Source organism: Shimia isoporae, assembly GCF_004346865.1.
GTDB lineage: Bacteria > Pseudomonadota > Alphaproteobacteria > Rhodobacterales > Rhodobacteraceae > Shimia > Shimia isoporae.
In genome coordinates, this window is record NZ_SMGR01000003.1 from 326,300 (window position 1) to 352,065 (window position 25,766).

Consider the following 25,766-nt stretch of genomic DNA (forward strand, 5'->3'; position numbering starts at 1 on the left):
GCGTTACAGCTTGTCGGCGAACTCCGACAGCACCTGCTCGTATACAGCCCGTTTGAACGGAACGATATTTGCCACCAGATCACCGGTTGGCAACCACCGCCATTCCGAAAACTCTTGATGGTCAACTTCGATGTTGATCTGGCTGTCGTCCCCGTGGAAACGGAACAAAAACCACTTCTGTTCCTGCCCGCGATAGCGACCTTTCCAGATACGCGGAACGATGTCATGTGGCAGATCATAAGCCACCCATCCTTCGCTTTCTGCTTCAACCGTCACCAAATCAGGAGAGACACCGGTCTCCTCTTCAAGCTCGCGGAGCGCCGCATCGCGTGGGGTTTCGCCCTTGTCGATGCCGCCTTGTGGCATTTGCCAGGCTGGCACCTCGCTATCAAGCCGCTGCCCAACAAAGGCATGGCCCTCGGAATTCACCAGCATCACACCGACATTGCGGCGATAAGGCAGCTTGGCGATCTCTTCTGGCGTCATGGCAGGTCTCCTTGTGGCGTAAGTTCGTCCTAGCCAATCACCGGGGCAGGTGCAATCGCACCTTGTCTGGGAAACCTCGCAAGTAGGCTCCCCAACAAAACAAAGGGCGCCCCGAACGGGACGCCCTCAAATAAAATTGTCAGAGCCTTATTCCGTGGGTCCAAGCGCGGAGAGGCCTTTGAGAATGTCCAGAGCATAGGCCAGCTGGTAATCCTCTTCGCGCAACTTGGCGGCTTCTTCGGCCTTGGTGCGATCCTCTTCGATTTGGCGGCGCTCGTCATCTGTCAGGCTGTCGTTGTTCAGGCTGCCGCGCAGATCCGCTTCACCATTGAAACGACGCGAAGTATCTTCTTCCTCTTCCGTCTCCGGAGCGCGGCGCGGTTGCTCCACCACGATATCAGGGCTCACGCCCAGCGCCTGAATAGAGCGGCCCGATGGCGTGTAGTAACGCGCGGTCGTCAGACGCATCGCACCGTCACCCCGAAGCGGCATCACGGTCTGAACGGAGCCTTTGCCGAAGCTCTTGGTACCTACAACAATGGCGCGGCGGTGATCCTGCAGCGCACCGGCCACAATCTCGGAAGCCGAGGCCGAACCGCCGTTGATCAGAACCACAATCGGCTTACCTTCGGCCAGATCACCCGGTTCCGCGTTGTAACGCTCACCGTCCTGCGGGTTGCGCCCGCGGGTCGAAACGATTTCGCCTTTTTCAAGGAAGCTGTCGGAGACCTTGATAGCTTGCGTCAACAAACCACCCGGATTGTTACGCAGATCGAGCACGATCCCGTTCACATTCTCCATGCCGCCTAGCTCTTCAACCTGTTTGGCAAAGCCCGCTTCAAGGTTCGGTGTGGTTTGATCGTTGAAAGTGGTCACACGCAACACGACGCTTTCGCCAACTGTCCGAGACCGCACCGCAGTCAGCTTGATGGTGTCGCGGACAATGGTCACATCAAACGGTTCGGCCTCACCTTCGCGCGCAACGGTGATCACGATCTCGCTGCCCACCGGGCCGCGCATCATTTCGACCGCCTGATCCAGCGTCAGGCCCAAAACGCTCTCGCCGTCCACGTGAGTGATAAAGTCTCCGGCCTCGATACCGGCCGCATCCGCAGGCGTGTCGTCGATCGGGGACACGACCTTCACAAAGCCTTCTTCCTGCGTGACCTCAATGCCAAGACCGCCGAACTCACCGCGTGTCTGAACACGCATGTCTTCTGCATCATCCGGCGAGAGGTACGAACTATGCGGGTCAAGTGACGTCAGCATACCATTGATGGCCGCTTCGATCAGATCGCCTTCGTCCACTTCTTCGACATATTGCACGCGGATGCGTTCGAAGATGTCGCCAAACAGATCAAGCTGTTCATAGACGCTCGCCTTGCGCTCGTTTTCTTCGGCTAGCAGCGGACCTGCCACCTGTGTCGTGACCAACAGGCCGGCAAGCGCGCCAGTCGCGGCCGCAGCGACAAACTTCTTCATGTGTCATCCATCCTTGTTCGTTTTGAACCACGTTTCCGGGTCCACGGGCGATTTGCCCTCTCTCACTTCTATATAGAGCGTTTCTGTGCGGTCCTGACCAGTGCCTTCACTCGACTGTGACAGGATGGCACCAACTTCAGGGTCATTTCCGCCCATCAAACCTACCGGAGTGCCTTCGGGCACCACCTCTCCCACGCTGCCATAGACCTGAGCGAGGCCCGCCAGCACGAAAAGGTAACCCGGCTGTGGCTCGAGAATCATAACATTGCCATAGTCCAGCAGCGGACCGCGGTATCGGATCGTGGCGGCCGTCGGCGCCGTCACAAGCGCATTTGGACGGGTAGCCAGGACCAGCCCGGGACGCACGATGCCTGCCGCATCAGCCTCACCTGCACGGCGCAGAATGCGCGCTTCGACCGGCAACGCCAGGGCTCCCTTGCGGCCGGTGACATCAGGCAGATCAATCTCTGACATGCCTTCAACCTGCAAATCCACGAGTGCGCTGGCAAAGCCCTCAAGAGTCTCCGTGGAGGCAATCAACAATGCTGTTTGCACGGGGTCTTCCGTAAAGCGCATCGGCAGGTCTGTACGGTCTGCCATCGCCTTTGACAGTTCCTGTCGCGCTCTTTGTGCTCCGGCAAGCCCCTCTTGCAGCGTCTCTGCCGCGCCTTCCTGCAGGCTGCGCAGAATTGTCACTTCCTCAAGGTCGCGACGCACTGACGCTGCCTTGGCTTCAAGAGCCGGTGTCACATCCGCCAAGATCATTCCGGCACGTGCGGTTCCTGCGGGTCCTTCAGGATGCAACAACATCACCGGCGACGGGTCCTGCCCCATCGTCTGAAGCACACCCAGAAGCCGCGCAATCTCTACCTCTTGGGACTTGAGCTGCTTGCTAAGCTGCGCCTCTCTGATCGCTGCTCGGCGCAACCCGGCCCGAAGCGCCGTCAACCCGGCTTCGTAAGCATGCACAACGCCCGTCAGAGATTTCACACGATCGCGACTGCCCTTGGCTTTAGACAACGCTACCGACGCGGCTTCCAACTGCTCCGCCGCAGCGCGGGCGGCTCCGGCCGGATCGGTTTCCGTCCGACCCGGTGCCGCCATCAACGCGGTCATGACCGCTAGCGTCAGCAAAAGCGCAGGGCATCTCATCGCGTGATCAGGCTTTCTCCGGTCATTTCGGCGGGCTGCTCCAAACCCATCAATTCAAGCAATGTCGGCGCAAGATCCGCCAGACGGCCCTGACGCAACCCTGCGCCATCTGGCCCGTTTACAAGAATGACTGGCACGGGATTCAGCGTGTGAGCAGTGTGCGGACCACCGGTGTCGGGATCAACCATGGTTTCGCAGTTACCGTGATCCGCGGTCACAATCATCGCACCACCTGCCGCGTCCAAAGCTGCCCGTACCTTGCCGAGCCCTTCGTCCACTGCAGCACAGGCCGCCATGGCAGCTTCAAGACTGCCAGTGTGCCCAACCATATCCGGGTTGGCATAGTTTGTGACGATCAGATCATAACCCTGCTCAATTGCAGCAACGAACTGCTCCGTCACTTCGACTGACGACATTTCGGGCTGCAAGTCATAGGTCGCCACTTTCGGCGATTTCGGCATGAACCTGTCCTCGCCTTCCGACGGGGTCTCTTCTCCACCGTTCAGAAAAAACGTCACATGCGGGTATTTTTCGGTCTCGGCCAGTCGGAACTGTGTCTTGCCTGCCTTTGCGACCCACTCACCCAAAGTATTGGAGATCTCCTGCTTCGGGTAAGCCGTTGTCATGTAGGTGTTATGCTTTTCGGAATAATCCACCATACCCAGAACCGCCGCCCATTCGGGTCGCGCAGTAACGTCGAATGCATCAAAACCAGGCTGCGCCAATGCGGCCAGTATCTCGCGCGCCCGATCCGCTCTGAAGTTCAGACAGAAAAACCCATCGCCGTCCTGCGCACCTGCGTAGTCACCGATCACAGTTGCCTCGACAAACTCGTCGCTCTCACCACGGTCATATCCTGCCTGAACAGCTTCCCCCGCAGAGCTGGCCGTGCGACCCTCGCCAGAAACCCAGGCATCAAACGCCTTGCTGACGCGCTCCCAGCGGTTGTCACGATCCATCGCAAAGTAACGACCTGTAAGCGTTGCGACCCGCGCACCGTCAGGCATGCCCGCATCAAGCGTCTCGATAAACTCCAAAGCTGACTTCGGTGCCACATCCCGCCCGTCGGTGATCGCATGCAGCGCCACAGGAACACCCGCATCCGTCGCTGCTCTGATGGCCGCCAGCACATGAGTCAAATGCCCGTGCACGCCACCATCGGAGATCACCCCCATGAGGTGCGCCGTGCCGCCTGTTTCCTTCATCTTTGCGATGAATGCCTGCAACGCGACGTTTTCAAAAAACGAGCCATCTTCAATTGCGAGATCAATCTGGCCAAGATCCATGGCGACAACCCGACCCGCGCCAATATTCGTGTGTCCGACTTCGGAGTTGCCCATCTGACCGCTTGGCAGACCAACGTCTGGACCATGGGTGATCAGGGTCGCATTCGGACACTCAGCCATCATCGCATCAAAGTTCGGGGTCGCGGCAAGAAACGGCGCGTTGGCAGTGGTGTCTTCGGAGACGCCCCACCCATCCAGAATGCACAAAACAACGGGTTTGGGCGGTGTCATCTTTGGCTCCAATTACTGCTCTGCGCCGTTCTACCGCGTGCATGCCGCAGGGGGAACAGGTTTTTAGAGCAAAGCCCAACGTACACGGCCCCGGCTATCGACGCCCTTCCCTAAGCCAACCCGCAACGATGAACAGAGATGCGACAAGCAACACCGCCCAAGCGGGTAGGAGCGGAGTGCGCGCTACATCCAGCGTCTCATAGGCACCGCGCGGTGTGATCCCGATCCAGCCGCGTCCCATTGCAGGTCGTCCTGCCCGAACCTCACGTACCGCAGGCACACCATCTTCCAGTGCGCGGGCACCACCATTCGTGGCCTCCAGAACCGGCTCCAGGGCATCGGCACTCGCAAGTGTCTTTTCGAACTCTTTCGGTGCCGAAGGACCAAGACCAATGACTGCCGACTTGTCTCCGTTCTCCAACCGATAAAGTCCGATTTCCGCGCCTTCAAAGGCAGCTTCAAACCGTCCGGGTGACACCTGCTCCAATGGCAATGAAACCACTTCACCTGTGGGCGCTGTAACCGACACTTCGCCCACATCCTCTTCCAGTGAGCGCCGCACAATGCGCATACTCTGCCCTGTCGCATCCGCCCACAGGGCCTCTTCCTCAAGCTCGGGCTCGCCCATCATCCAGTGCGCCAGCCGCCGCAACATCTCAAGTTGCGGGCCACCACCGTCATATCCGCGTGCCCAAAGCCAGGCATGATCAGACGCAAGCAAAGCGACCCGCCCTTCTTCCACACGGTTCAGAACCAGAAGAGGACTGTCCTCAGCGCCTGTCATCAGGACATCGCCACCCTCTACCGGCGTCACTTCGACTTGTCGCAACCAAGCGCCCCAATTGCCGGCATTGGGAAGCCCCGCCGTCACCGGATGTCGCGCGCCCACGTCTGATACAGTCGGAACAAATCTCTGATCCATCACGCGTGCGGTCGGTTCACCCGGCAGGATGCGCGCCAATGGGCCGCGATAAATGCTGTCGGCAGTTGCATAGTCAGGCCCTGCTGCGATCAGAACCGCGCCGCCTTTGTGAATGTACTCCCGCACATTGTCCAGATACAGCGCGGGCAATATGCCCCGCCGCTGGTACCGGTCAAAGATGATCAGATCGAAATCGTCGATCTTTTCCATGAACAATTCGCGTGTCGGGAACGCGATCAAAGACAACTCTGCAACCGGAACACCGTCCTGTTTCTCTGGTGGGCGCAGAATCGTGAAATGCACGAGATCCACTGACGCGTCGGACTTGAGAAGATTGCGCCATGTCCGCGCACCTTGATGGGGTTCGCCGGACACCAGCAGGACGCGCAAGCGATCACGTACACCGTTGATCTGCACCAGCGCCGCATTGTTGCGATCCGTTAATTCACCATCCTCGAAAGGCACCGAAAACTGGATAACATTGCGTCCGCCATGCGGCAGTGTGACAGGCAATTCGATATCGCGTCCGAGCGGAACCATGAATTCCTGCGGCGCTTCGCCATCAATGGAAATGCTCAATGGCGCGCGCGTGACACCCGAGGGCGCCGCTCCGGAATCCTCAACGCGGAGCGTCAAAGTCACGGGTTCTCCCAGGATCGCAAAAGCGGGAGCATTGCGCACGCTCAAGCGGCGGTCCCAATCGCTTTCACGGCCGGTGTGCAACAGATGAAACGGCGCCGGCAGGTCTGGCGCCAAATCCATGTCATGCACCACTCCGTCGCTGATCGCGATAACGCCGGCCACACGTCCGCGCGGCTCTTGCGCCAGTGCTTCGTTCAACGCGCTCATCATCTCGGTGCCGGCATCATTGACTCCGTCACCCACATCCACGCGCCGGACTTCGGTGTTTTCCCGCGCACCGAGCCTCGCCGCCATGGCGTCCGCCGCCGCCTCGGTCCGTGCGCTTCGGTCATCCAAACGCTGACTGGCGCTGCGGTCGACCAGCATCAACACGATGTCGCTCAACGGGGCACGGTTTTCAGTCTGCAAAACCGGACCAGCCAGCGCCGCAAGAATGACCAGTCCGGCCAGACCTCGGAACGCCCAGCCTGCCAACCCGCGCCACAAGGCAAACGACACCGCTCCCGCACAGATCACCGCCAGAGTGACGAGCAGCCAAACCGGCACAATCGGATCAAACAGCACATTCCCGGTCATTGGCCCAACCGATCCAGCAATGCAGGCACATGCACCTGATCACTTTTGTAGTTGCCGGTCAGCACATGCATCACGAGGTTCACTCCAAACCGGTACGCCAACTCGCGCTGCCGCTCGCCCGATCGTCCACGCCCAATGGGGTACATTGTGTTGCCCCGAGCATCACGCGCCCAGGCCGCAGCCCAATCATTGCCGCCGATCACAACAGGCGTCACGCCGTCGTTCAGATTTCGGAACGGCATCCCTTCGATCAGAACCGCATCCGCCGGAGCCGCCTCGACCCAGACATCATCACTCAGGTAACGACCGGGGAAATCCTGCAGCAGATAAAACGTGCGGGTCAGAACGTGATCAGATGGCAAGGGATCCAGCGGAGGAATATCCAGCCCCGTCGCTAGGCTTTGCAGCTTGCGTCCGTTCGGACTGCTCGCGCCGAAACCGGCGACATCACCGTCGCGCGTATCAAAAACAATCATGCCGCCTGACCGCAGATACGCGTTGAGTTTGACATAGGCGTCTCGGCTGGGCGTCGGCTGATCGGTTGTGATCGGCCAATAAAGCAGCGGGTAAAACGCCAACTCGTCGCGCTCGAGGTCGACGGACGCGGGCGGCCCCGGCTCCACCGATGTGCGGAAATTCAACACCTGCCCAAGCCCACGCAGTCCGGCCAGCGCAACATCGTCAACCTGCCGGTTGCCTGTCACAACGTGACCGAAGACCACCTCCTGCGCGTGATCCGACAATATGGCTTCCTGCGCACGAGCTTCGTACGCGCCCCCCAGAACAACCAGCGCTGCCAAACCCGCCGACGCGACCCGCGCGCCCCATAGCCGCCCTGACACTGCCAGCGAGGCCAACACATCAATGGCCAAAAGCACCAAGGCAGCGGCAAGAAAGTACCCGGACAGGTCAGTTGTCACCGCGCCTCGCAAGCCTTCGACCGGCACATCTGCTGGCCATCGCATCGGTTGCAGCGTGTCTTCGGCACGCAACACATTGAGCGCCATCAACCGGTCTCCGTCACGATACAGGCCCGGACGCATTTCCACGCCAAGCGGCTGATTTAGAATGTTCTCGCCGGAAACACCTGCGAGCGTCTGCCCGTCCTCGAGACGGCCAAACCCGTCAAGAACCTTTACCGGTTGCCAGGTTGTTCCTGCCATTCGGTCTTCTGCGTCTGCTGGGGTGGCGCTCAACACCGCAAGCCGGTCGAGCATCTGCACAAACAAGCCGGACAACGGCAGGCCGGACCACTGCGCATTGGCCGTTACATGCACCAGAACAATCTGTCCCTGCCCGACCTCTTTGCGCGTGACCAAGGGCGTTCCGTCGCTCAATTCAGCAATGACTCGGTCCGCCAGTGTCGGGTCAGGCTGCGCAACAACCTGTGCTGTGACCGTCACTTCTTCCGGCACCTGCAGGCCATAAAACGGGCTGTCCACGCGGAACGGTGCCAGCGTTTTCGGCTCACCCCAACTCATTGCGCCACCTACCGATCGCCCTCCAGCACGCAGCCTGACGGGCATCAAGGGGTCTTCCTCCGACCGGCTTACTTCGCTCGCAGCCAGCTTTGGCCCGGCAAAGCGCAACAACAGCCCCCCCTGATCAAGCCAATCCAGCATTGCTGTGGTTTCCCCATCGGACAGGACCGCAACGTCAGCCAGAACGATGACATCGGGGTTGGCAGGCAAAAGGTCGGAGAGCGCACCCTCAAGCACATCCGCTGTCGGATCCAAAGCCTGTCGCAAGTAGTGCAACGGTGACAAAAGCTGAAGCCCTTCGCGATCTTCCCGACCGGAAATCAAAGCCACTTCCCGCCGCCGCAAACTGTCATCAGACAAGCTCACTGCACCCGCAGACCGGTGGCCGGCAATTTCGAACCGCGATAACCGCGCACGTAATTCGCTTGGCAGGCTCAGGGCGTTCTCGGTGGCAGCATCTCCGGCCGCGAAACTCAATGGAATGGCCGCCAAAACCCGTTCCGTGCCCGCAGGATCAAGGCCTATGGCCTGAACAGTAATCTCCCGCTCCAGTGCCGTTTGGGTGCGTTGCGCAGTCAGAAGGACTTTACCGTCCTCATAGCGTGGCGGAGCAAGGGCCAAGGCCCCCCGCCCGGTTTGCACGATCCGCACGTCTCCACGTTCTTGCAATGCGGCAAGCACTGCGTCCCGTCCTTCTCGAGCCAGACCGTCAGACAACCAGATGGTGTCAAAGCTCTGCGAACCAAGCCCTTTGGCAAAAGCCAGATGCGCCTCTTCAGACCCTTCCCAAGGCGCCGGCAAAACTCCTGCCATTCGTGACTTCCAGACGTCCGCTTGCGCAAATCGCACCTCTTCAGATGCCGTCAAACGCTGAACCGCGACAACGCGTCCATCCCGTGCCGCCTCATCCAACAAAGCCTCGACCATTGTGCGGCGGGCATCCCAATCGCTTGCGGACGCCCAGCTGGCATCCATCAGAATGAGAAGCGGCCCGTTGCCATCTTCGCGCTCTTGCGGGTTGAGCAGCGGCCCGGCGAGACCGATGATCACGGCCGCAACAGCCAGCATTCGCAAAAGCAATAGCCACCAAGGCGTGCGGTCTGTGACCGTATCGTCATCATTCAGACCAAGCAGCAGCACAACACCGGGAAACAGGCGTTTAACAGGAGCGGGCGGAATGGCCCGCAGAACGAGCCACAAAACCGGCAAAATCACCAGTGCCGACAACAGCCAAGGTGTCACAAATCCGATGGACAATCCGCCAATCAAGAGCGACCCTCCAAAGCCTGATGAAGCCACAACAATGCTGCCTGTGCGCTTTCACCTGTGTGGTGAGTGCCATAGTGCCACCCCGTTACGCGGCACAAATCTTTAAGCTGTTCGCGCCGCTCGGCCAGTCGCTCGATATAGCGTGTCCGTAGGTCGTCGGCCTTTTTGGTTTCATGGGTCAATGACCCACCCATGCTTTCGAATACAGCCCGCCCACGGTATGGGAAATCTTCCTCCGCCGGATCCAGAACCTGATAGCACACACCGCGCACCCCACGATCCGCCGCCTTGGTCAAAGCCTGTGTGAAAGCCGCGAAGTCGCCCATGAAATCCGAAACAAACAGCGCCCGCGCGTGTGGCAGCATGGCCTTGGTTTCCGGGGTGCCGTAGTCGCCTTCGTCCTCGCGCAAAAACATTTCGGTTAGGCGCAAGATCTGCCCTTCACCTCGGCGTGGCGGCAACAACGTCCCGGTTAAGCCGACCCTCTCACCGCTTCGGATCAACAAGATCGCAACCGCGAGCGCAAGAACGCGAGCGCGTTCCCCCTTACTGATCCCGTCTTTCGCACTCGAAAACTGCATGGATGGCGCGGCATCCACCCATAGCATTACCGATTGTGCAACCTGCCATTCGCGCTGGCGCACAAACTGCGCATCCGATTTCGCGGAACGACGCCAGTCAATCATCCGCAGGCTGTCCCCGGGTTGCACGGGGCGGTACTGCCAGAAATCATCGCCCAATCCGGACCGCCGTCGCCCATGCTCCCCAAGCAAAACCGTGCCGGCAAGATGCTCTGCCTGCGCCAAAAGTGGCGGCAGGCGTGCGGCTTCAGCTTCCGCACGGGCACGAAGATGGGCGACTGAACTCACGCAGCTGCTCCCACGCCATCAAAACGACGTACGGTTTCCGCAATCAAATCGGGCAGCGACTCGCCACGCGCCCGCGCAGCAAACGTCAGCGCCATCCGGTGACTCAAGACCGGTCCGGCCATATCTATCACGTCCTGTGCGTTCGGAGCCAAGCGACCGTGCAGCAAAGCCTGCGAACGGACGGTCATCATGAGAGCCTGCGCAGCACGTGGCCCGGGTCCCCAACTGACGTGATCACGGACCGCCTCACTTGCACTTGGGTCATCCGGACGGCAGGCGCGGACGAGATCAAGAATCATCTCCATCACGCTTTCGCCAACCGGCATCCGGCGCAGCAGGGTTTGTGCTGCAATCAACTCTTCGGCGGTAAACACTTGGTGTGCTTCCCCCTCTTCGACTCCGGTCGTGGCCAGCAAAATCTCCCGCTCGGTGTCACGGTCCGGATACGGAACATCAATCTGCACAAGAAACCGGTCCAACTGGGCTTCGGGCAAAGGATAGGTGCCTTCCTGCTCGATCGGGTTCTGCGTGGCCAGCACATGAAACGGTGCATCCAACGGACGGTCTGCGCCGGCCACGGTCACCTGCTTCTCTTGCATTGCCTGCAATAGTGCCGACTGGGTCCGCGGGCTCGCGCGGTTGATCTCATCCGCCATCAAAAGCTGACAGAAAATCGGGCCCGGCACGAATCGGAATTCGCGGGTGCCGCCCTTGCCTTTTTCCAGCACTTCCGATCCCAAAATGTCTGCCGGCATCAGGTCGGGCGTAAACTGCACACGGTTTCCATGGAGCCCCATCACCGTGGACAACGTGTCTACCAATCGGGTCTTGCCAAGTCCCGGAAGCCCAATGAGCAAAGCGTGTCCGCCGCACAGCAGCGATGACAAAGTCAGGTCAACGACCCGTTCTTGTCCAACAAACCGCTTCGTGATCGCCTCCTTGGCTGCTGCAAGTTTCTCGCCCAGCGCTTCAATTTCGGCGACCAGATCGGTGTCTTCGCTCATGACATTTCTCCTGATGGGTCTATATGCTTATACGAACCTTATCTCGCGCAGATGAAATGGCAAAAACAATGAGCGCACAATTTCCCGTGAAACCGACAGTTAATGATCTGGCTGCCACAGCCACTGCCGCCATGAAGGAACGCGGGCCGGCGCCTGTGCACCTTTGGAATCCCCCGTTCTGCGGCAATATCGACATGCGTATCGCCAAGGATGGCACGTGGTTTCACGAGGGTGGGCCAATCACACGTCCCGCCATGGTCAAACTGTTTAGCTCAATTCTGCGCAAGGAAGGGGATGCCTATTTTCTGGTCACTCCGGTCGAGAAGGTGGGAATCACGGTCGAAGATGCGCCCTTTGTCGCCCAGAACATGGAAGTCGAAGGAAGCGGCGACACGCAGGTGTTGCGCTTTGAAACCCACATCGGTGAATCCGCGACGGCCGGTCCCGAGAACCCCATTCGGGTCGAAATCCGAAACGGGGAACCCGCGCCCTATGTTACGGTCCGCGCCGATCTGGAGGCTAAGATCGACCGAAAAACTTTCTATCGCATGGTGGATGTTGCCGAAGAGCAGGACATCGATGGCACCGCGTGGTTCGGCGTGCGATCATCCGGCGTTTTCTTCCCAATGATCCCTGCTGCAGATCTGGCTTAGTCCTCCGCCACAAGCTTGTAGTAGTTTTCATCCGTGAAAGGCATCGCGTTGCCGCTGCTCAGGTCAAACAGCGAGCGGTCCACCTTGGTCAGTTCACCAAGATAGACATGAATTCCGCAACACGGCTCCTCGCTGGCGCAACCCACTGCATGGATTGCACTCGGGCCGATCTGGAATACATCCCCCGCTCCCAACCGAACTTCGCTGCTTTTCCGGAGGCCTCCGTCAACGGAACGCTCGTAAAAATCGTTCCGTTCAGCGCCACGATAGACCGCAATTGTCGCAAGCATCTTGTGGTCGTGCGGTGGCACGGTTTTCCCGGGCTGAAATCGGCAATGCCAGACCGAAATCGTATCATCCTCAAACAGGACCACATCATCGTCTTCAAACTCCGGCAGAACCGCAGCAAAGGCTTCGGGATCGGACAACGCTCCCTGCATCAAAGACTTGATATCCGCCCGCGGGTTTTCCCCGACTGCCGCAGCCCTAAGCTGCGTGATCAGACTCTCCAACTGCATACCGAAAAAGCCTCCTTGGTGGTCACTTCTCCCGCACAAAACACTGGCAGGTCAATGAATGCGCGGCAAGTCACCCGGAACCGCCATTTCAATTTGACTCCCTGCTTTGCAAAAAATAGCAAATTTACCATTCGGCCCGTTTCAGTCTATGACACCGCCAAACTCTTTGCGTTACTCATTTCCTCAGGAGATCGCCTTGCCCAAGTTCGCCGCAAACCTGACCATGCTCTTCAAGGAGCTGCCCGAGCTAGAGCGTTTTGACGCCGCAGCCGAGGCCGGGTTTGAGGCGGTCGAGGTGCTGTTTCCCTATGATATGCAGGCAAGCGACATTCTGACCTCTCTGTCGCGCAATAAACTGTCCCTTGAATTGATCAATTGCCCGCCGCCGAACTACACGGGTGGCCCCCGCGGTTACGCTGCAATCCCGGGCGGAGAAGAACGGTTTCGCCACGACTTCAAGCGCACTTTAAGATACGCCAATGCCCTCGGCGCCCGGCTCGTACACATTATGGCGGGTCCCGCGCAGGGCCCGGAAGCCAGGGAAACATTTGTTGCCAATCTGCGGTGGGCCAGCGACATCGCTCAGAAACAGATGCTCACAATCGAGCCAATCAACGACAGCGATATGCCGGGCTACTTCTTGAACAATTTCGATCTTGCTGCGGACATTCTGGATGAGGTTGCTGCACCCAATCTGGCCCTGCAGTTTGACACCTACCACGCCTATCGCATCCACGGTGACGTGAAAGCATGCTGGGACAAGCACAACCATCTCGTAGGTCACATACAGATAGGCGGCATTCCGGACCGGCACGAACCCGCAGGCGGGCCTTTCGATTACCCCGCATTTTTTAAAATGCTGGATGAAACCGGCTATGACGGCGTTGTCAGCGCCGAGTATTTTCCGTCGGGGAAAACCACCCCTAGCGGCTTGGGTTGGATGGGGCTGCGTCCCGTAAAATAGACGACACCCCCGTACGTTTCCGTACGAGGGTGTCGCTGTCCCGTGATCTCTGAAATTTCAGAGGCTCACCCGTATTTCTGCATCGCTTCAAGTTCGAGACCCAAACGCGTCTGCAAATCCGCAATCAAACGCATTTGCTCTTTCCGCTCTCTGGCGTCCGACATGTTCTGAAGCTGCGCGCTGGCCTGCGTCAATTGCTGCTTGAGCCCGACGGCCAACGGCTTCGCCTGGTTTTCCTTCATGATGCGGTCAATCACTGCGTCACTTGGGCGGCTCAGGAATTCCAACGGCTGACCTGCCCCGGGCAAATTCTGGAATGCATCAGTGCGTGAAGCTTGCTCAAGGGCCATTTCAATCGCGGCGTTCATAACATGTGCCATTGTATCTATCCGTTTCCAAAGTCTTGTTCTGCTCTGCCCCACAGATAGGTGTCGCTGCGTTAACTTTTACCCAAACACTCTGTGAGTTGGCGGAATTTCGCCAAAACTTGTCCGGTATTAACTGCCTTGCCTTATCTGACTATTTCTGTCAGATTAAATACCATCAGCCACCCGCAACGCTGGGAAGCCAATAAATTAACGCAACTGGAGGCTTCCATGACGATTCAATTCAGCGATTCCACTCACTTGACGTCCACACCGGTGCATGACGCCGACATTCTGACCGGAACCAACGGTTTGGCCCACATTCGCTTGAATGATCAGCTTTACACCCTGCGCATCACCCGCGCCGGCAAGCTGATCCTGACAAAATGAACCGCCGCCCAAGTCCCGGAGCGCGTCGTGTTGGATGGTTGTCCGACCTCGCGCCAGCCGAACGGATGGCCGTCAGATGCCTGAGAGCCTGCGGAAGACCCGCCGGCGCAGACGACCAATTGAACGCGGATCTGGCCATGAGGCTTGGGCCCGCGCGCGGTCGCGTCACCCGCGAAGTCCTTGACGAACTCATGCATTGCGCCCGCGCCTATGGCCGCCGCCCACTCTGCCGTCACGCCTGCAACTGCGACTGCTTGGGCGCAGACGAAGCTGTATTTGCGGCATTAGTCGGTCACGCAGTCCACGGAGAACTGGAAGAAACTGCTCAGCTCTCCTCTCTGATCGTGCGCCCGGACATGGCGCGGAACTTCGCCGGTCTCATCACGGAGTTCGGATTTGCCATGGATGTGATGACGCGAAATGCGGCCGCGCAAATCCCGCAAACCCACGGTGTTCAAGCGGTGGTTCACTAGATCTCAGCCAATGTCATCCTGCATGCACTGAGACGCGGCGCCGTCTATTTCGACCGCCGCCTCTTTGCCTTTGGTGTGCAGCACCATATCAATACCTTCATAGCGTACGCCCGACCCGCTTGGACCCGCCACCAGCACCCGCGTTCCGTCCTGCATTCCGACAACTGCGCGTGGTGGTTCAGCGTTGATAAATGTCACACTCAAAGGGGCATCCATACCTTCGCAAACGTAGGGAAACGGACCTTCTGACGGGCCGTCTCCCTCACGGGCACCGGCATAGCCTTGTCGCAACTCGGCAATTCGAAAAGCGTACTCATTGCCGACGCAGGCCTCCAGTCCGAGGCTCGACTTCCAGCACTCATCGCGCCCCTTGATCCATCCTCGCTGCGTCGCCTTCAGTTCATTCAAACGCTCTGACGACAAATCACTCGTCGCTGCGAGGCCATACACACGCGCAAGTTCAAGATCGAGCGCCGCCAAAGCGTCCGAGGCGCACACAGCCTCCTCAGCCGAACTGCCCGCCTTGGCGCAATCAAAAGACGGATCGAGCGCAAACGCACGGGTGGAAAAAACGATCAAGGCGACGGAGAGGGAAAGAAAACGCATTACAAAACTCCAAAACTGATGTCCCGATGCTATCGCATTTCGTCCGGATCTCCCAAGCAAGGTCTTCAAAAAATGAAAACACCCCGCTCGATCAAGCGGGGTGCTCTAGAATGTATTGGTGAAGCGACTACTTAAACGCCTGCGTCAACGATCGCCTGCGCCAACATCGGAATCGTGTTCTCGTTCAGACCCGCAATGTTCATGCGACTATCGCCAACCATATAGATCGCGTTGTCGACACGCATCTTTTCAACCAGATCAGGTGTCGTACCCAACAGGCTGAACATACCGCGATGCTGTGCAAGGAAGCCGAACCGGTTGGACCCGCTCAAACGCTGCAACTCATCCGCCAACTGCTGACGCAGTTTCAACATGCCAAGACGTGTTTCTTCCAGTTCTGCCATCCAGTCAGCCTTGAGCTCGGGGTCGGTCAGAATAGTTGTCACCACTCGTGCACCGTGGTCGGGCGGGAAGGAAAAGTTTTGGCGGTTCAGATGGTTCAGATTGCCCTGTACCACCGGTGTATTTTCGGCATTTTCGCCAATCGCGATCAACAACCCGGTGCGCTCGCGGTAGATTCCGAAGTTCTTCGAGCAAGACGCTGCAATCAAAAGTTCCGGCACCTGCGACGCCACCAGACGGGTCGGCGCGGCATCCTCTTCAAGACCATCGCCAAAGCCCTGATAGGCGATGTCGATCATCGGCAGACATCCCTTTTCAAGGATCAGATCGATCACAGACTGCCATTCTGTCAGGTTCAGGTTTGCACCTGTCGGGTTGTGGCAGCAGCCGTGCAGCAGGATCACATCGTCCTTGGTCACACCAGCAAGGTCTTCCATCATGCCAGCGAAGTTCACACCGCGCGTTTCTGTGTCAAAGTAGCGGTACTTCACCACTTCGATGCCCAGATAGCCGAGAATGCTAACATGGTTCGGCCACGTTGGGTCGGACACGAACACCCGTGCGTTCGGGCTCATCTGCTTGACGAGTTCAAACGCCTGACGCACGGCACCGGTGCCACCAGGTGTTGCTGCAGCAGCAAGACGTGCCCGATCCACGCTATCTGCCAACAGCAGGTCGCACATCGCATTGGAATAAGCCGGGTCGCCAGCAAGACCGGTGTAGGCTTTGGTTTCCTGCTCTTCCACCAGTTTGCGTTCAGCCGCCTTGACCGCGCGCATGACTGGAGTGACACCCTGCGCGTTTTTGTACACGCCTACGCCCAGATCCACCTTGGTGGCACGGGGGTCTTCGCGGTACTGGGCCATCAGGCCGAGGATTTTGTCTTTGGGTTGCTCTGTGAGATTGGTGAGCATCAGGCTTCTCCGGTGGCTACAGGCATCGTGGGGAAAGCGCCCCACTCGGCCCAGGATCCGTCATAGAGCGAATGGTCGGACTTGCCGAACCGCTCCATGGCGAGGCTCAGGATCGCGGCGGTCACGCCCGATCCGCAGGTTGTGATGGCCGGCTTGCTTAGGTCCACGCCTGCCGCTTCGAACACAGTGCGTAGCTCCTCAGGCGCTTTCATAGTGCCATCGGCGTTCAAGACAGTTGTGAACGGAATATTCTTGGAGCCCGGAATGTGCCCGGCTCGAAGGCCTTCGCGAGGCTCTGCCGCCTCGCCACGGAACCGCTCGGCACCGCGTGCATCGACGATCTCGTGATCTCCCAGCTTTGCAGCATGAGCCACCTGCGTCACATCTCGCACAAGTTGGTTGTGGCGGCGCACCGTCATGTGGCGGTCGCGGATCACTGGCGGTAAATCGTCTGTCTCGCGCCCTTCCTTGATCCATTTGGGAAGTCCGCCGTCAAGCACTGCGACATCCATCTGCCCCATCAAGCGGAACAGCCACCAGACCCGCGCGGCCGAGAAAATGCCGTGCCCGTCATAGACCACCACCTGATGCCCGTCGCCAACCCCCATGGCGCGCAGACGCGACATGAATTTCTCCACCGGAGGAGCCATATGGGGCATCTCACTCCGAGCGTCAGAAATATCGTCAATGTCAAAGAAACGCGCATTTGGAATATGCGCCTGAGCGTACTCGGCCTTCGCATCGCGTCCCATCGCCGGAAGATACCAGCTGGCATCCAGAATGCGCAGATCAGGGTCCTTCAGATGGGCCGCCAACCAGTCGGTCGAGACCAGCGTTTTCGGATCGTCCAAAGCCATATTTCCCCCTCAATCCGCGCCGCCGCGCACGATTGTTGCGCGGTCAATCCAGAGTCATCTGCCTGCCTACAGCCGAGGACCATAAGAGGCAAGGGCGCGCGCACAGGAACCGACTTCAGAAGCGTTATTTTGCAAGCGTCCAGGCAGACCGGTGACCGACAGATATGCAACTTGTCGGATTTTTATCTTCATCCCGCGTGCGCGCTGTCACGCCACTGTTTCAAAGCTTTTGGAAATCTGATCTAATTTCTTCAACTACCCGTAATTTCACTGAATTTATTTTTGCAAGACGCCAATAGCGGAGACGTTCATGTCCGCCCATTGCGACACGGTCCTAATTCTGGGAAGCGCCCCCAACGCGATTGAGGCGGCGGACTGGTCTCGTGAACACTTTGATCATCTCGTGGCCATCAACAATGCATGGGCCGTACGCCCTGACTGGTCACACCTGATCCACCCGGAAGATTTCCCCGAGGAACGCCGCCCGATCGACCTGCAAGACGGCCAGAAGATCGTTGATTATACCGACTACATACCGCAACAGAACGCCTACGGCGGCGTGGTCTATGCTGGCGGCACGATGGCTTTTACCGCCGGCTATTGGGCGCTCGGAGCGCTTCGCCCGCGCGTTATGGCCTTCATGGGGTGTGACATGATGTATGCCAGCGCCGGAAATACGCATTTTTACGGCACCGGTGAAGCAGACCCGCTGCGCGACGACATCACCTTACAATCATTGGAAGCCAAATCTGCCCGGCTGGCGCTTCTGGCGGCACAGCAAGGCTGCGCTTGCGTGAACCTGTCGTCTGATCCCAGCAGGCTGCTGTTTCCCCGCCGCCCGGTCGACAGCCTACGCGCAACCGGCCCGCTTACTTTGTCAAACGGGTGCGGAATCGCCACGGCGCAAGCCCGCGAGGAAGAGCTCTCATATACAGCGCCTGACGGCCGCTACTGGCAAATGCTGGATCAATTCGACGCGGACAAACTTGCCGAAGTCGACGGGCTCTGGCTCAATGCTTTCGAGACCGCATCAATCGCCGTGGCGTAGCAGACGCTGCTTCTGACGCCCCCAATCCCGTTTGGCTTCGGTCGCGCGTTTGTCGTGGTTTTTCTTACCTTTGGCGATACCGATCTTCATTTTCACAAGGCCTTTGTGATTGAAGTACATCACCATGGGCACAAGCGTCATGCCCTTGCGCTGGGTGGCATTCCAAAGATCGCTCACCTGTTTCCGGCTGACCAGAAGCTTGCGTTTGCGTCTTTCAAGATGGGGGAACATCGCCCGCTCATATGGCGCGATATAAGAGTTCACCAGCCAAAGTTCACCGTCCTCGACGGCCGCATAGCTTTCGGCGATATTGCCCGACTTTTCGCGCAGCGATTTGACCTCGGACCCGGTCAGGACAACGCCCACCTCGAGATCATCCTCGATGGCATAGTCAAACCGTGCCCGCCGGTTCTCGGCGATCACCTTGTAGTTGGGATCCGTATCTTTCTTTTTCTTCGCCATAGCCGTGACGGGATACCTTGCGCTGCGAGGCTTGTCCATAAGCGGCGCCGTGCCAAAATCTGCTGCAAGACCGCTGCAGATGCGGACGAGGAACGATTTTTCAATCTTCACCGTTGAAACGTCCTGTCCGCTAACTAAATCCGCCAGATTCGGAGCGTGCGAACACCCAGCACAATCCTACAACGACGCGGCAGGTTGCCGCCTTTCCGGACACACCGAAATGACACTCATTGCCGTCATCGCAATGCATGCACTTGCTGGCGCCACTTTTGGCGCAGTTGGCCGTATTTTTGGCCGTGATACGCTCGCCTTCATCTCACTACTGGCCGTGATCGGCTTGGTTGCCCTTTCAGCCAGCGGAGTTTGACGCCGCGAAACAAAGCGCGACCTTCCCTCTCGCAGATGCGGTCATTTCCCGTTACACCCTGCCCATGACCCAAGCACCGCCAAAGTTCGAGATCTTCGTCGTCACCGCACCCGGCCTTGAAAAGCCACTCGCAGCAGAAATGCGCGAAGCGGGCTTCAAAAAACCCAAAATGATGCCAGGAGGGGTGCGCTTCCGCGGCAACTGGCAGGATGTCTGGCGCGCCAATCTGACGCTGCGCGGCGCGGTCAAGGTATTGGCACGCGTGGCATCGTTCCAGACCATGCACCTCAACCAGCTTGAAGGCCTGACCGCAGACCTGCCATGGCGCTCTTTTCTCCGCACCGATACTCCGGTGCGCGTCGATGTGGTGACTCAGAAATCAAAAATCTACCATGCCGGCGCGGCCAAGGAACGCGTCGAAAAAGGGCTGCGCGCCGCGCTCGATGTTGAAACAACCGACGACGCGCCTGTGACTCTCAAAACGCGCATCGACAACAACATGGTGACCTTCTCGCTCGACACCTCCGGAGACAGCCTGCACAAACGCGGCTTCAAAGCCGCCGTCGCCAAGGCTCCCATGCGCGAAACGATGGCATCCATGTTCCTGCGCCAAATGGAATATGACGGCACTCAGACTGTGCTTGATCCCATGTGCGGCTCCGGAACATTCGTGATCGAAGCCGCCGAAATCGCCGCGGGCCTTCTTCCAGGCCGCGCGCGCGCATTTGCCTTCGAACATCTTGCCACATTCGACGCTGCTATCTGGGCAGATATGCGCGCAACCGACGCCCAACCTGCTTCAGCCCGCTTCTATGGTTCGGACAAGGATGCCGGCGCCATACGCATGTCACAGGACAATGCGGAACGGTCCGGCGTGTCAGAACTATGCACCTTCACGCACACCTCTGTAGGCGATTTGGAAGCCCCCGACACCGCACCCGGCATTGTCATTGTGAACCCGCCATATGGCACGCGTATCGGCGACAAAAAACCGCTGTATGCTCTTCATGCCAGCCTTGGTCGCGCTCTGAAAGAACGGTTTACTGGTTGGCGCGTCGGTCTCGTGACCTCGGACACCGGCCTTGCCAAATCTACCGGCCTGCCCCTTGAAACGCCCTTTGCGCCGGTGGCCCATGGTGGCCTGACGGTGAAACTGCATACCTGCCAGCTTTAGACCCGGGCCTGACTTGACTTGAAGGGGCGACCATTGTTCGCTCGCCCCATTCACATCGAGTTTTCCCATGCCCAATTTTTTCGACACTGATGTCGCCGAAACCTATGACGCAACACATGGCGGCAGCGACCCCGAACTCATAGCGCGCACAGTGGAAGTTCTTGCGGATCTCGCTGCTGATGGCCCTGTGCTTGAGTTTGCGGTCGGGACCGGACGCATCGCCTTGCCACTGGCCGCACAAGGCGTTCCGGTCTCTGGCATAGAACTGTCCGAGCCGATGGTCGCGCAAATGCGCGCCAAACCCGGCGGCGCAGACATCCCCACCGCCATTGGTGACATGACCTGCACCCGCGTGGCCGGCGACTTCGCTTTGGTTTTTCTGGTCTTCAACACGATCGACAACCTGACCACGCAAGACGCTCAGGTCGCCTGCTTTGAAAACGCGGCTGCTCACCTTGTGTCTGGTGGCCGCTTTGTCGTCGAAACCCTGATACCGCCCCTCCAGCGTCTACCGTTGGGGGAAATCCGCCTGCCCTTTGCCAACGACTCGGACCATTGGGGTGTGGACGAGTTTGACGTCACCACGCAAAACTACAGCTCGCATCACATCTGGCTCAGCGACGGGCAGGCCGAACACCTGACTGTCCCGTTCCGCTATGCATGGCCCGCCGAGTTGGATCTTATGGCGCGGATCGCGGGCATGCAGCTGGAGCACCGCTGGGCCGATTGGAGCCGCAAGCCTTTCACCAACCTCAGCCGCAGCCATGTCTCTGTCTGGAAAAAGACGGGCTAGGCTGTTTGAGCGCCGCGACGACTATCGCAACGCAACGCACGGGTGGTTCACACGTTTCGGGCGCAGATGTTGCACCGACGTAATACCGACGTTTTGCAGCCGTGACGCAGACCTCAAAATCTCATCCATATCAGCCCGTTAACCCTTGATTCGGCTCTCCCGGCGTCAACAGATGCCTGAGCAGAGCCACCGGATGTTTGCGAAGCGTCAGCCGCATCGCCACATAGTCCTCCACCACCTGCTCCCCCATGCTCATCTCTGGCAACAGGGCCGCAGGCTCCACGATCCCCTCCCCATCCATGTCGCCTGCAAACAAAGGCAACGGCTTTTCAGACCGGATCGCTTTGGCCTCCCACAAGGCCTCCCGCCGCTTCAACCCAAGGGACGCAAAGGCGTCCGCCTCCGCAAGCCGTGTCAACACATGCGGTCCAACTCCGGCACGCCGCCACACATCCTCGACCGTCTGATAGCCATTTCCCCGAGCCGCCGTGATCCACGCTGCATCTTCCTCACGCAACCGTCGCACCTGCCGGAACCCCAGCCGCAGCGCCAGCCCCCCACGCCCGTCAGGCTCCATGACATTGTCCCAGAAGCTTTCGTTGATATCGACAGGCCGCACTTCCACCCCATGCTCCCGCGCATCCCTAACTATCTGGGCAGGCGCGTAAAATCCCATCGGTTGCGAATTCAAAAGCGCGCAGGCAAAGATGCCTGGGTGATGGCATTTGATCCATGCGGAAGCATAAACAAGCAACGCAAAAGACGCCGCATGGCTTTCCGGAAAGCCATACGAACCAAACCCCTCGATCTGCGAAAAACAGCGCGCGGCAAAATCCTCTTCATAGCCGTTTTTCTTCATGCCGCGCATGAACCGATCTTGAAACTCGGACACCGATCCATGCTTCTTGAAAGTCGCCAGGGACCGTCGCAAACGATCGGCTTCTTCGGGCGAAAACCCCGCTCCGATAATGGCGATTTGCATCGCCTGTTCCTGAAACAGCGGCACGCCAAGCGTCTTTCCCAGAACCTCGCCCAATTCATCCGACGGGAACGTCACCGTCTCCTCGCCGTTCCTGCGCCGGATATAGGGATGCACCATGTCACCCTGAATCGGCCCCGGTCGGATAATCGCCACCTCGATCACAAGATCATAGAAATTGCGCGGCTTCATGCGTGGCAGAAAGTTCATCTGCGCCCGGCTTTCCACCTGAAAGACTCCAATGCTGTCGGCCTTGCACAGCATGTCATAAACCTTTGAATCTTCTGGTGGAATCGTCGCCAATGCGAGATCCATACCGTGATGGCGCTGCAAAAGATCAAACCCCTTGCGGATGCAGGTCAGCATCCCAAGCGACAGCACATCGACTTTCAGAATGCCCAGTGAATCAATGTCGTCCTTGTCCCAACAAATAACCGTGCGGTCCTCCATCGTCGCGTTCTCGATCGGCACCAATTCATCCAGCCGCCCCTCGGTCATGATAAAACCACCCACGTGCTGACTGAGGTGGCGGGGAAAACCGATGATTTCATAAACCAGATCCATGGTCTGCCGCAGACGCCGGTCATTCGGGTCCAGCCCAATTTCACGCATCCGCTCATCCTCTAGCCCCTTGGCTGAAAAGAAGCCCCAAAGCTGTGAACTCAGAGCAGAGATCGTATCCTCGGTCAGCCCCATGGCCCGTCCCACCTCCCGGATCGCCCGCTTGCCGCGATAATGCACCACCGTGGCACACAGCCCCGCCCGATGACGGCCATACCGCTCATAAATGTGCTGAATCACCTCCTCGCGGCGTTCGTGTTCAAAATCCACATCGATATCCGGCGGCTCGTCCCGCGCCTCGCTGACAAACCGTTCAAACACCATCGTGCCAATTTCGGGACTAACTGACGTTACACCAAGGCAATAGCAAACCACTGAATTTGCGGCACTTCCCCGCCCCTGACACAGAATGTCCCGGCCGCGGGCAAACGCCACCACATCGCGCACCGTAAGGAAGTAAGGTTCGTAGTTCAGCTTGGTGATCAGCGCGAGTTCATGTTCCAGCATCCCCCGCACCTTCTCGGGCGCGCCATGCGGATACCGCCACCGCAGCCCCTCGTAGGACAACCGCTTGAGGCGTTCCGCCGCGGTCTCTCCCTGCGCCACTTCAGAGGGGTACTCATAGCGCAATTCATCCAGCGAAAAGGTGCAGACATCTTGCAAACGCTCTGCTTGCGCCAACGCGTCCTCATAACCCCGAAACAGGCGCGCCATTTCGGCGGCCGACCGCAAACGTCGCTCACCGTTGGCTTGCGCCCCGCGCCCGAGCGCATCCACACGGCATCCCAGCCGTACGGCGCTCAGCACATCGGCCAGCCGGCGCCGCTGTCCCTGATGCATAACCGGTGCACAGGTGGCCACCAAAGGCATCCCGAGCCGCGCGGCCTCTGCTTGTCTTGCTGCAAACCGCTCTCCGTCCTCGCCATCATAAGCCGGCGTCAGGCCCAACTGCATTTTACCAGCAAAGCGCCGCGTCAGACGCGGCACGTGTTTCTCCCATCCACTCGCGCCGCACGGCCCCGCCAGCCCCTGCTGCTCCGGATGCAGGATAAGCTGCAACCCCTCTGCAAAATCCACGAGATCCGAGAGACTGAGAATACAGCTGCCCTTTTCCGCCCGCAGCCGCCCTTTTGACAGTATACGGCACAGGCTCGCCCAGCCCCGCCTGTTCTCGGGTAGGGCCGTCAGCGGCGGCGCATCCGTAAACTCCAACCGGGCCGCTGGCATCAGACGCGGCCTGGCATAGATTGGCGCACTTTGTGGCTTTGGGATGTGTTCAGGGCGCGGCGGGCCAACCAATCCCGTTGCCTCATCAACACGGCACCGTTCGCGCACTTTACGCGCTATTTCCCGCGCTTCGGTATGAGCTCTGACAATGCCCGCCACGCTGTTGATATCGGCAATCGCGATTGCGTCCAATCCGGCCATTGCAGCACGGCGCATGTACTCCTCCGGATGCGACGCCCCGGTGAGAAATGTGAAATTCGACGTGATACAAAGCTCGGCTACCATGGTGAGTCGCGAGTATATTCACGTTTTGTTCTCATTGCGAGTCGCAGGAACGGGAGTTCAAAAGGAGATCAAAAAGGTGCCTTGGCCCGAAACCCCATCCCCTTGCCGCTTTCGGGATGATTGATCCGCAACTCCTCGGAATGCAGCATCAGCCGCTCAAAGTGGCGCGCGGGACCTTCGGCATAAAGCGGATCGCCCAGAATCACGTGTCCAAGTGCCAACATATGCACGCGCAACTGATGGCTGCGGCCCGTCTTGGGAAAGAGCCGCACGCGGCTCTCAACGTCATTTGCTTTCATCACCCTGTATTCGGTCACGGCCGGCTTGCCATTCTCATGATCCACCATCTGCCGCGGTCGATTTGGCCAATCCACAATAAGCGGCAGATCCACTGTGCCGGTCTTCGGCTCGAGTCTCCCCCAAACCCGCGCCACATACGTTTTGCGGGTCTTGCGTTGTTCGAACTGCATCGAAAGATGTCGTTGCGCGTGCGCAGTCAGACCAAAAACCATAACGCCGGAAGTATCCCGATCCAGCCTATGCACGAGCAAGGCATCAGGAAACACCGCCTGAAGACGCGTAATCAAACAATCCGCCAGATGTTCTCCACGGCCCGGCACGGACAAAAGGCCCGAGGGTTTGTTTACCACGACAATGTCGCTGTCCTCGTGCAGAATTTCCAAAGGGTCCTGCGGTGGCTCGTAGGGTGTGATCTCAGTCATAAGCCCTGCCATAGCCCCTTGACGCCACGGCCTCAACCCAACGTCAGGCTTGCCATAACCAACGCCATCGGCAATCTGAACGTCGATTAGATCGCAACGATCTGAACCGGATCACAAGGGAGAGAGACATGCACCCGACCATCACGCGCATGCAAGAGGTTGTCGCCAAAGGCAACGAGGACGATATTAAGGGCCTGCTGGCCGAAGACGTAACATTCCAGCCGCCCACCTATTGGGCCACTTGGACAGGTCGCGATGCGGCCGCCGCGGTACTGGGCCACGTTGGGCAAGTATTTCAGGAATTCCGGTATCGCCGCGTCATGGGCGACGGCAACGACTGGGCTTTGGAATTCCAGTGTAAGGTCGGTGAATTTGACTGTGTCGGCGTCGACCTGATCACCCTGAACGACGATGGCGAAATCCAGCATTTCGAAGTGGTGATGCGCCCCTACAAAACCATTGGCGCATTGCGCGAGGCCATGAACAAACGCGTCATGACCGACGCACGCTTCCTCAAATTCAAAAACGCGTTGAGCTGACCTGACGGCAAACACATCTTGGGCAAGGCATCCAGCCTTGCCCACTGTGCCTCAGGTTCATAGGGTG

At 58.7% G+C, this 25,766-nt stretch carries 25 protein-coding genes; 9 read left to right on the top strand and 16 right to left on the bottom strand.

Features of this window, described 5'->3' with window-relative positions:
* Positions 1-3 precede the first annotated feature (3 nt).
* The 8 genes from BXY66_RS15945 to BXY66_RS15980 form a co-directional block, all read right to left on the bottom strand.
* The gene (locus tag BXY66_RS15945; protein WP_132861378.1) at positions 4-486 is read right to left on the bottom strand and encodes an RNA pyrophosphohydrolase; all 483 of its coding nucleotides are present in this window, start codon (positions 484-486) and stop codon (positions 4-6) included.
* 147 nt (positions 487-633) lie between these two features.
* Positions 634-1,968: a S41 family peptidase gene (locus BXY66_RS15950; RefSeq protein WP_132861379.1), complete on the bottom strand. Its 1,335-nt coding sequence runs from the start codon at positions 1,966-1,968 to the stop codon at positions 634-636.
* Between the two features lie 3 nt (positions 1,969-1,971).
* Complete coding sequence (locus BXY66_RS15955) at positions 1,972-3,084, bottom strand: murein hydrolase activator EnvC family protein (protein ID WP_243694404.1); 1,113 nt, start codon at positions 3,082-3,084, stop codon at positions 1,972-1,974.
* A gap of 32 nt (positions 3,085-3,116) precedes the next feature.
* A complete protein-coding gene (gene gpmI, locus BXY66_RS15960) occupies positions 3,117-4,637 on the bottom strand; it encodes a 2,3-bisphosphoglycerate-independent phosphoglycerate mutase (protein WP_132861381.1) in 1,521 nt (506 codons plus the stop codon).
* Between the two features lie 94 nt (positions 4,638-4,731).
* Positions 4,732-6,777, bottom strand: a complete 2,046-nt coding sequence (locus BXY66_RS15965) for a hypothetical protein (RefSeq protein ID WP_132861382.1) — start codon at positions 6,775-6,777, stop codon at positions 4,732-4,734.
* Entirely contained in the window at positions 6,774-9,527 is a 2,754-nt protein-coding gene (locus BXY66_RS15970) for a DUF4159 domain-containing protein (RefSeq protein WP_243694405.1), read from the bottom strand. Before BXY66_RS15970 ends, BXY66_RS15965 begins: the two co-directional genes overlap by 4 nt.
* Complete coding sequence (locus BXY66_RS15975) at positions 9,524-10,396, bottom strand: DUF58 domain-containing protein (RefSeq protein ID WP_132861384.1); 873 nt, start codon at positions 10,394-10,396, stop codon at positions 9,524-9,526. The genes BXY66_RS15970 and BXY66_RS15975 overlap by 4 nt, the downstream gene beginning before the upstream one ends.
* Positions 10,393-11,400 (bottom strand): AAA family ATPase, encoded by a 1,008-nt coding sequence (locus tag BXY66_RS15980; RefSeq protein ID WP_132861385.1) that lies wholly within the window; start codon positions 11,398-11,400, stop codon positions 10,393-10,395. The genes BXY66_RS15975 and BXY66_RS15980 overlap by 4 nt, the downstream gene beginning before the upstream one ends.
* Positions 11,401-11,468: 68 nt before the next feature.
* Here BXY66_RS15980 and BXY66_RS15985 point away from each other — a divergent pair, with 68 nt between their 5' ends.
* Positions 11,469-12,053: a DUF1285 domain-containing protein gene (locus BXY66_RS15985; protein WP_481882986.1), complete on the top strand. Its 585-nt coding sequence runs from the start codon at positions 11,469-11,471 to the stop codon at positions 12,051-12,053.
* Here the strand turns inward: BXY66_RS15985 and BXY66_RS15990 are convergent.
* The gene (locus BXY66_RS15990; protein WP_132861387.1) at positions 12,050-12,571 is read right to left on the bottom strand and encodes a cysteine dioxygenase family protein; all 522 of its coding nucleotides are present in this window, start codon (positions 12,569-12,571) and stop codon (positions 12,050-12,052) included. The genes BXY66_RS15985 and BXY66_RS15990 overlap by 4 nt on opposite strands.
* A gap of 196 nt (positions 12,572-12,767) precedes the next feature.
* On the opposite strand from BXY66_RS15990, the gene BXY66_RS15995 reads away from it, so the two are divergent.
* A complete protein-coding gene (locus tag BXY66_RS15995; RefSeq protein WP_132861388.1) occupies positions 12,768-13,535 on the top strand; it encodes a hydroxypyruvate isomerase family protein in 768 nt (255 codons plus the stop codon).
* Between the two features lie 65 nt (positions 13,536-13,600).
* Here the strand turns inward: BXY66_RS15995 and BXY66_RS16000 are convergent, their stop codons facing one another.
* A complete protein-coding gene (locus BXY66_RS16000) occupies positions 13,601-13,915 on the bottom strand; it encodes a DnaJ family domain-containing protein (RefSeq protein WP_132861389.1) in 315 nt (104 codons plus the stop codon).
* Positions 13,916-14,131: 216 nt separating this feature from the next.
* Here BXY66_RS16000 and hemP point away from each other — a divergent pair, with 216 nt between their 5' ends.
* Positions 14,132-14,290, top strand: a complete 159-nt coding sequence (hemP, locus tag BXY66_RS16005) for a hemin uptake protein HemP (RefSeq protein WP_132861390.1) — start codon at positions 14,132-14,134, stop codon at positions 14,288-14,290.
* Entirely contained in the window at positions 14,287-14,763 is a 477-nt protein-coding gene (locus tag BXY66_RS16010) for a hypothetical protein (RefSeq protein WP_165929215.1), read from the top strand. The genes hemP and BXY66_RS16010 overlap by 4 nt, the downstream gene beginning before the upstream one ends.
* A 3-nt stretch (positions 14,764-14,766) precedes the next feature.
* On the opposite strand, the gene BXY66_RS16015 is transcribed toward BXY66_RS16010, so the two are convergent.
* From BXY66_RS16015 to sseA, 3 genes are all read right to left on the bottom strand, one after another.
* On the bottom strand, positions 14,767-15,369 hold the full coding sequence (locus tag BXY66_RS16015) for an MliC family protein (RefSeq protein WP_132861392.1): 603 nt from the start codon (positions 15,367-15,369) through the stop codon (positions 14,767-14,769).
* Between the two features lie 131 nt (positions 15,370-15,500).
* A complete protein-coding gene (locus tag BXY66_RS16020; protein ID WP_132861393.1) occupies positions 15,501-16,685 on the bottom strand; it encodes an amino acid aminotransferase in 1,185 nt (394 codons plus the stop codon).
* On the bottom strand, positions 16,685-17,542 hold the full coding sequence (gene sseA, locus BXY66_RS16025) for a 3-mercaptopyruvate sulfurtransferase (protein ID WP_207911341.1): 858 nt from the start codon (positions 17,540-17,542) through the stop codon (positions 16,685-16,687). The genes BXY66_RS16020 and sseA overlap by 1 nt, the downstream gene beginning before the upstream one ends.
* A gap of 310 nt (positions 17,543-17,852) precedes the next feature.
* On the opposite strand from sseA, the gene BXY66_RS16030 reads away from it, so the two are divergent.
* The gene (locus BXY66_RS16030; protein ID WP_132861394.1) at positions 17,853-18,590 is read left to right on the top strand and encodes a hypothetical protein; all 738 of its coding nucleotides are present in this window, start codon (positions 17,853-17,855) and stop codon (positions 18,588-18,590) included.
* Here the strand turns inward: BXY66_RS16030 and smpB are convergent.
* Positions 18,573-19,052 carry an SsrA-binding protein SmpB gene (gene smpB / locus BXY66_RS16035; protein ID WP_132861562.1) on the bottom strand — a complete coding sequence of 160 codons (480 nt, stop codon included), beginning with the start codon at positions 19,050-19,052 and terminating at the stop codon, positions 18,573-18,575. The two genes, BXY66_RS16030 and smpB, sit on opposite strands and share 18 nt — an antisense overlap.
* Positions 19,053-19,272: 220 nt before the next feature.
* Here smpB and BXY66_RS20520 point away from each other — a divergent pair, with 220 nt between their 5' ends.
* The 3 genes from BXY66_RS20520 (at position 19,273) to BXY66_RS16045 (ending at position 21,386) form a co-directional block, all read left to right on the top strand.
* Positions 19,273-19,419, top strand: a complete 147-nt coding sequence (locus BXY66_RS20520) for a hypothetical protein (RefSeq protein ID WP_165929216.1) — start codon at positions 19,273-19,275, stop codon at positions 19,417-19,419.
* A gap of 64 nt (positions 19,420-19,483) precedes the next feature.
* Positions 19,484-20,593 carry a THUMP domain-containing class I SAM-dependent RNA methyltransferase gene (locus BXY66_RS16040; RefSeq protein ID WP_132861395.1) on the top strand — a complete coding sequence of 370 codons (1,110 nt, stop codon included), beginning with the start codon at positions 19,484-19,486 and terminating at the stop codon, positions 20,591-20,593.
* A 67-nt stretch (positions 20,594-20,660) separates the two neighbouring features.
* On the top strand, positions 20,661-21,386 hold the full coding sequence (locus BXY66_RS16045) for a class I SAM-dependent DNA methyltransferase (protein ID WP_132861396.1): 726 nt from the start codon (positions 20,661-20,663) through the stop codon (positions 21,384-21,386).
* Between the two features lie 130 nt (positions 21,387-21,516).
* On the opposite strand, the gene BXY66_RS16050 is transcribed toward BXY66_RS16045, so the two are convergent.
* Both BXY66_RS16050 and BXY66_RS16055 read right to left on the bottom strand, forming a co-directional pair.
* A complete protein-coding gene (locus BXY66_RS16050; RefSeq protein ID WP_132861397.1) occupies positions 21,517-24,438 on the bottom strand; it encodes an error-prone DNA polymerase in 2,922 nt (973 codons plus the stop codon).
* Between the two features lie 68 nt (positions 24,439-24,506).
* Positions 24,507-25,160 carry an RluA family pseudouridine synthase gene (locus BXY66_RS16055; RefSeq protein ID WP_207911342.1) on the bottom strand — a complete coding sequence of 218 codons (654 nt, stop codon included), beginning with the start codon at positions 25,158-25,160 and terminating at the stop codon, positions 24,507-24,509.
* Between the two features lie 128 nt (positions 25,161-25,288).
* Here BXY66_RS16055 and BXY66_RS16060 point away from each other — a divergent pair, with 128 nt between their 5' ends.
* Entirely contained in the window at positions 25,289-25,699 is a 411-nt protein-coding gene (locus BXY66_RS16060) for a nuclear transport factor 2 family protein (protein ID WP_132861398.1), read from the top strand.
* The last annotated feature ends 67 nt before the right edge of the window (positions 25,700-25,766 follow it).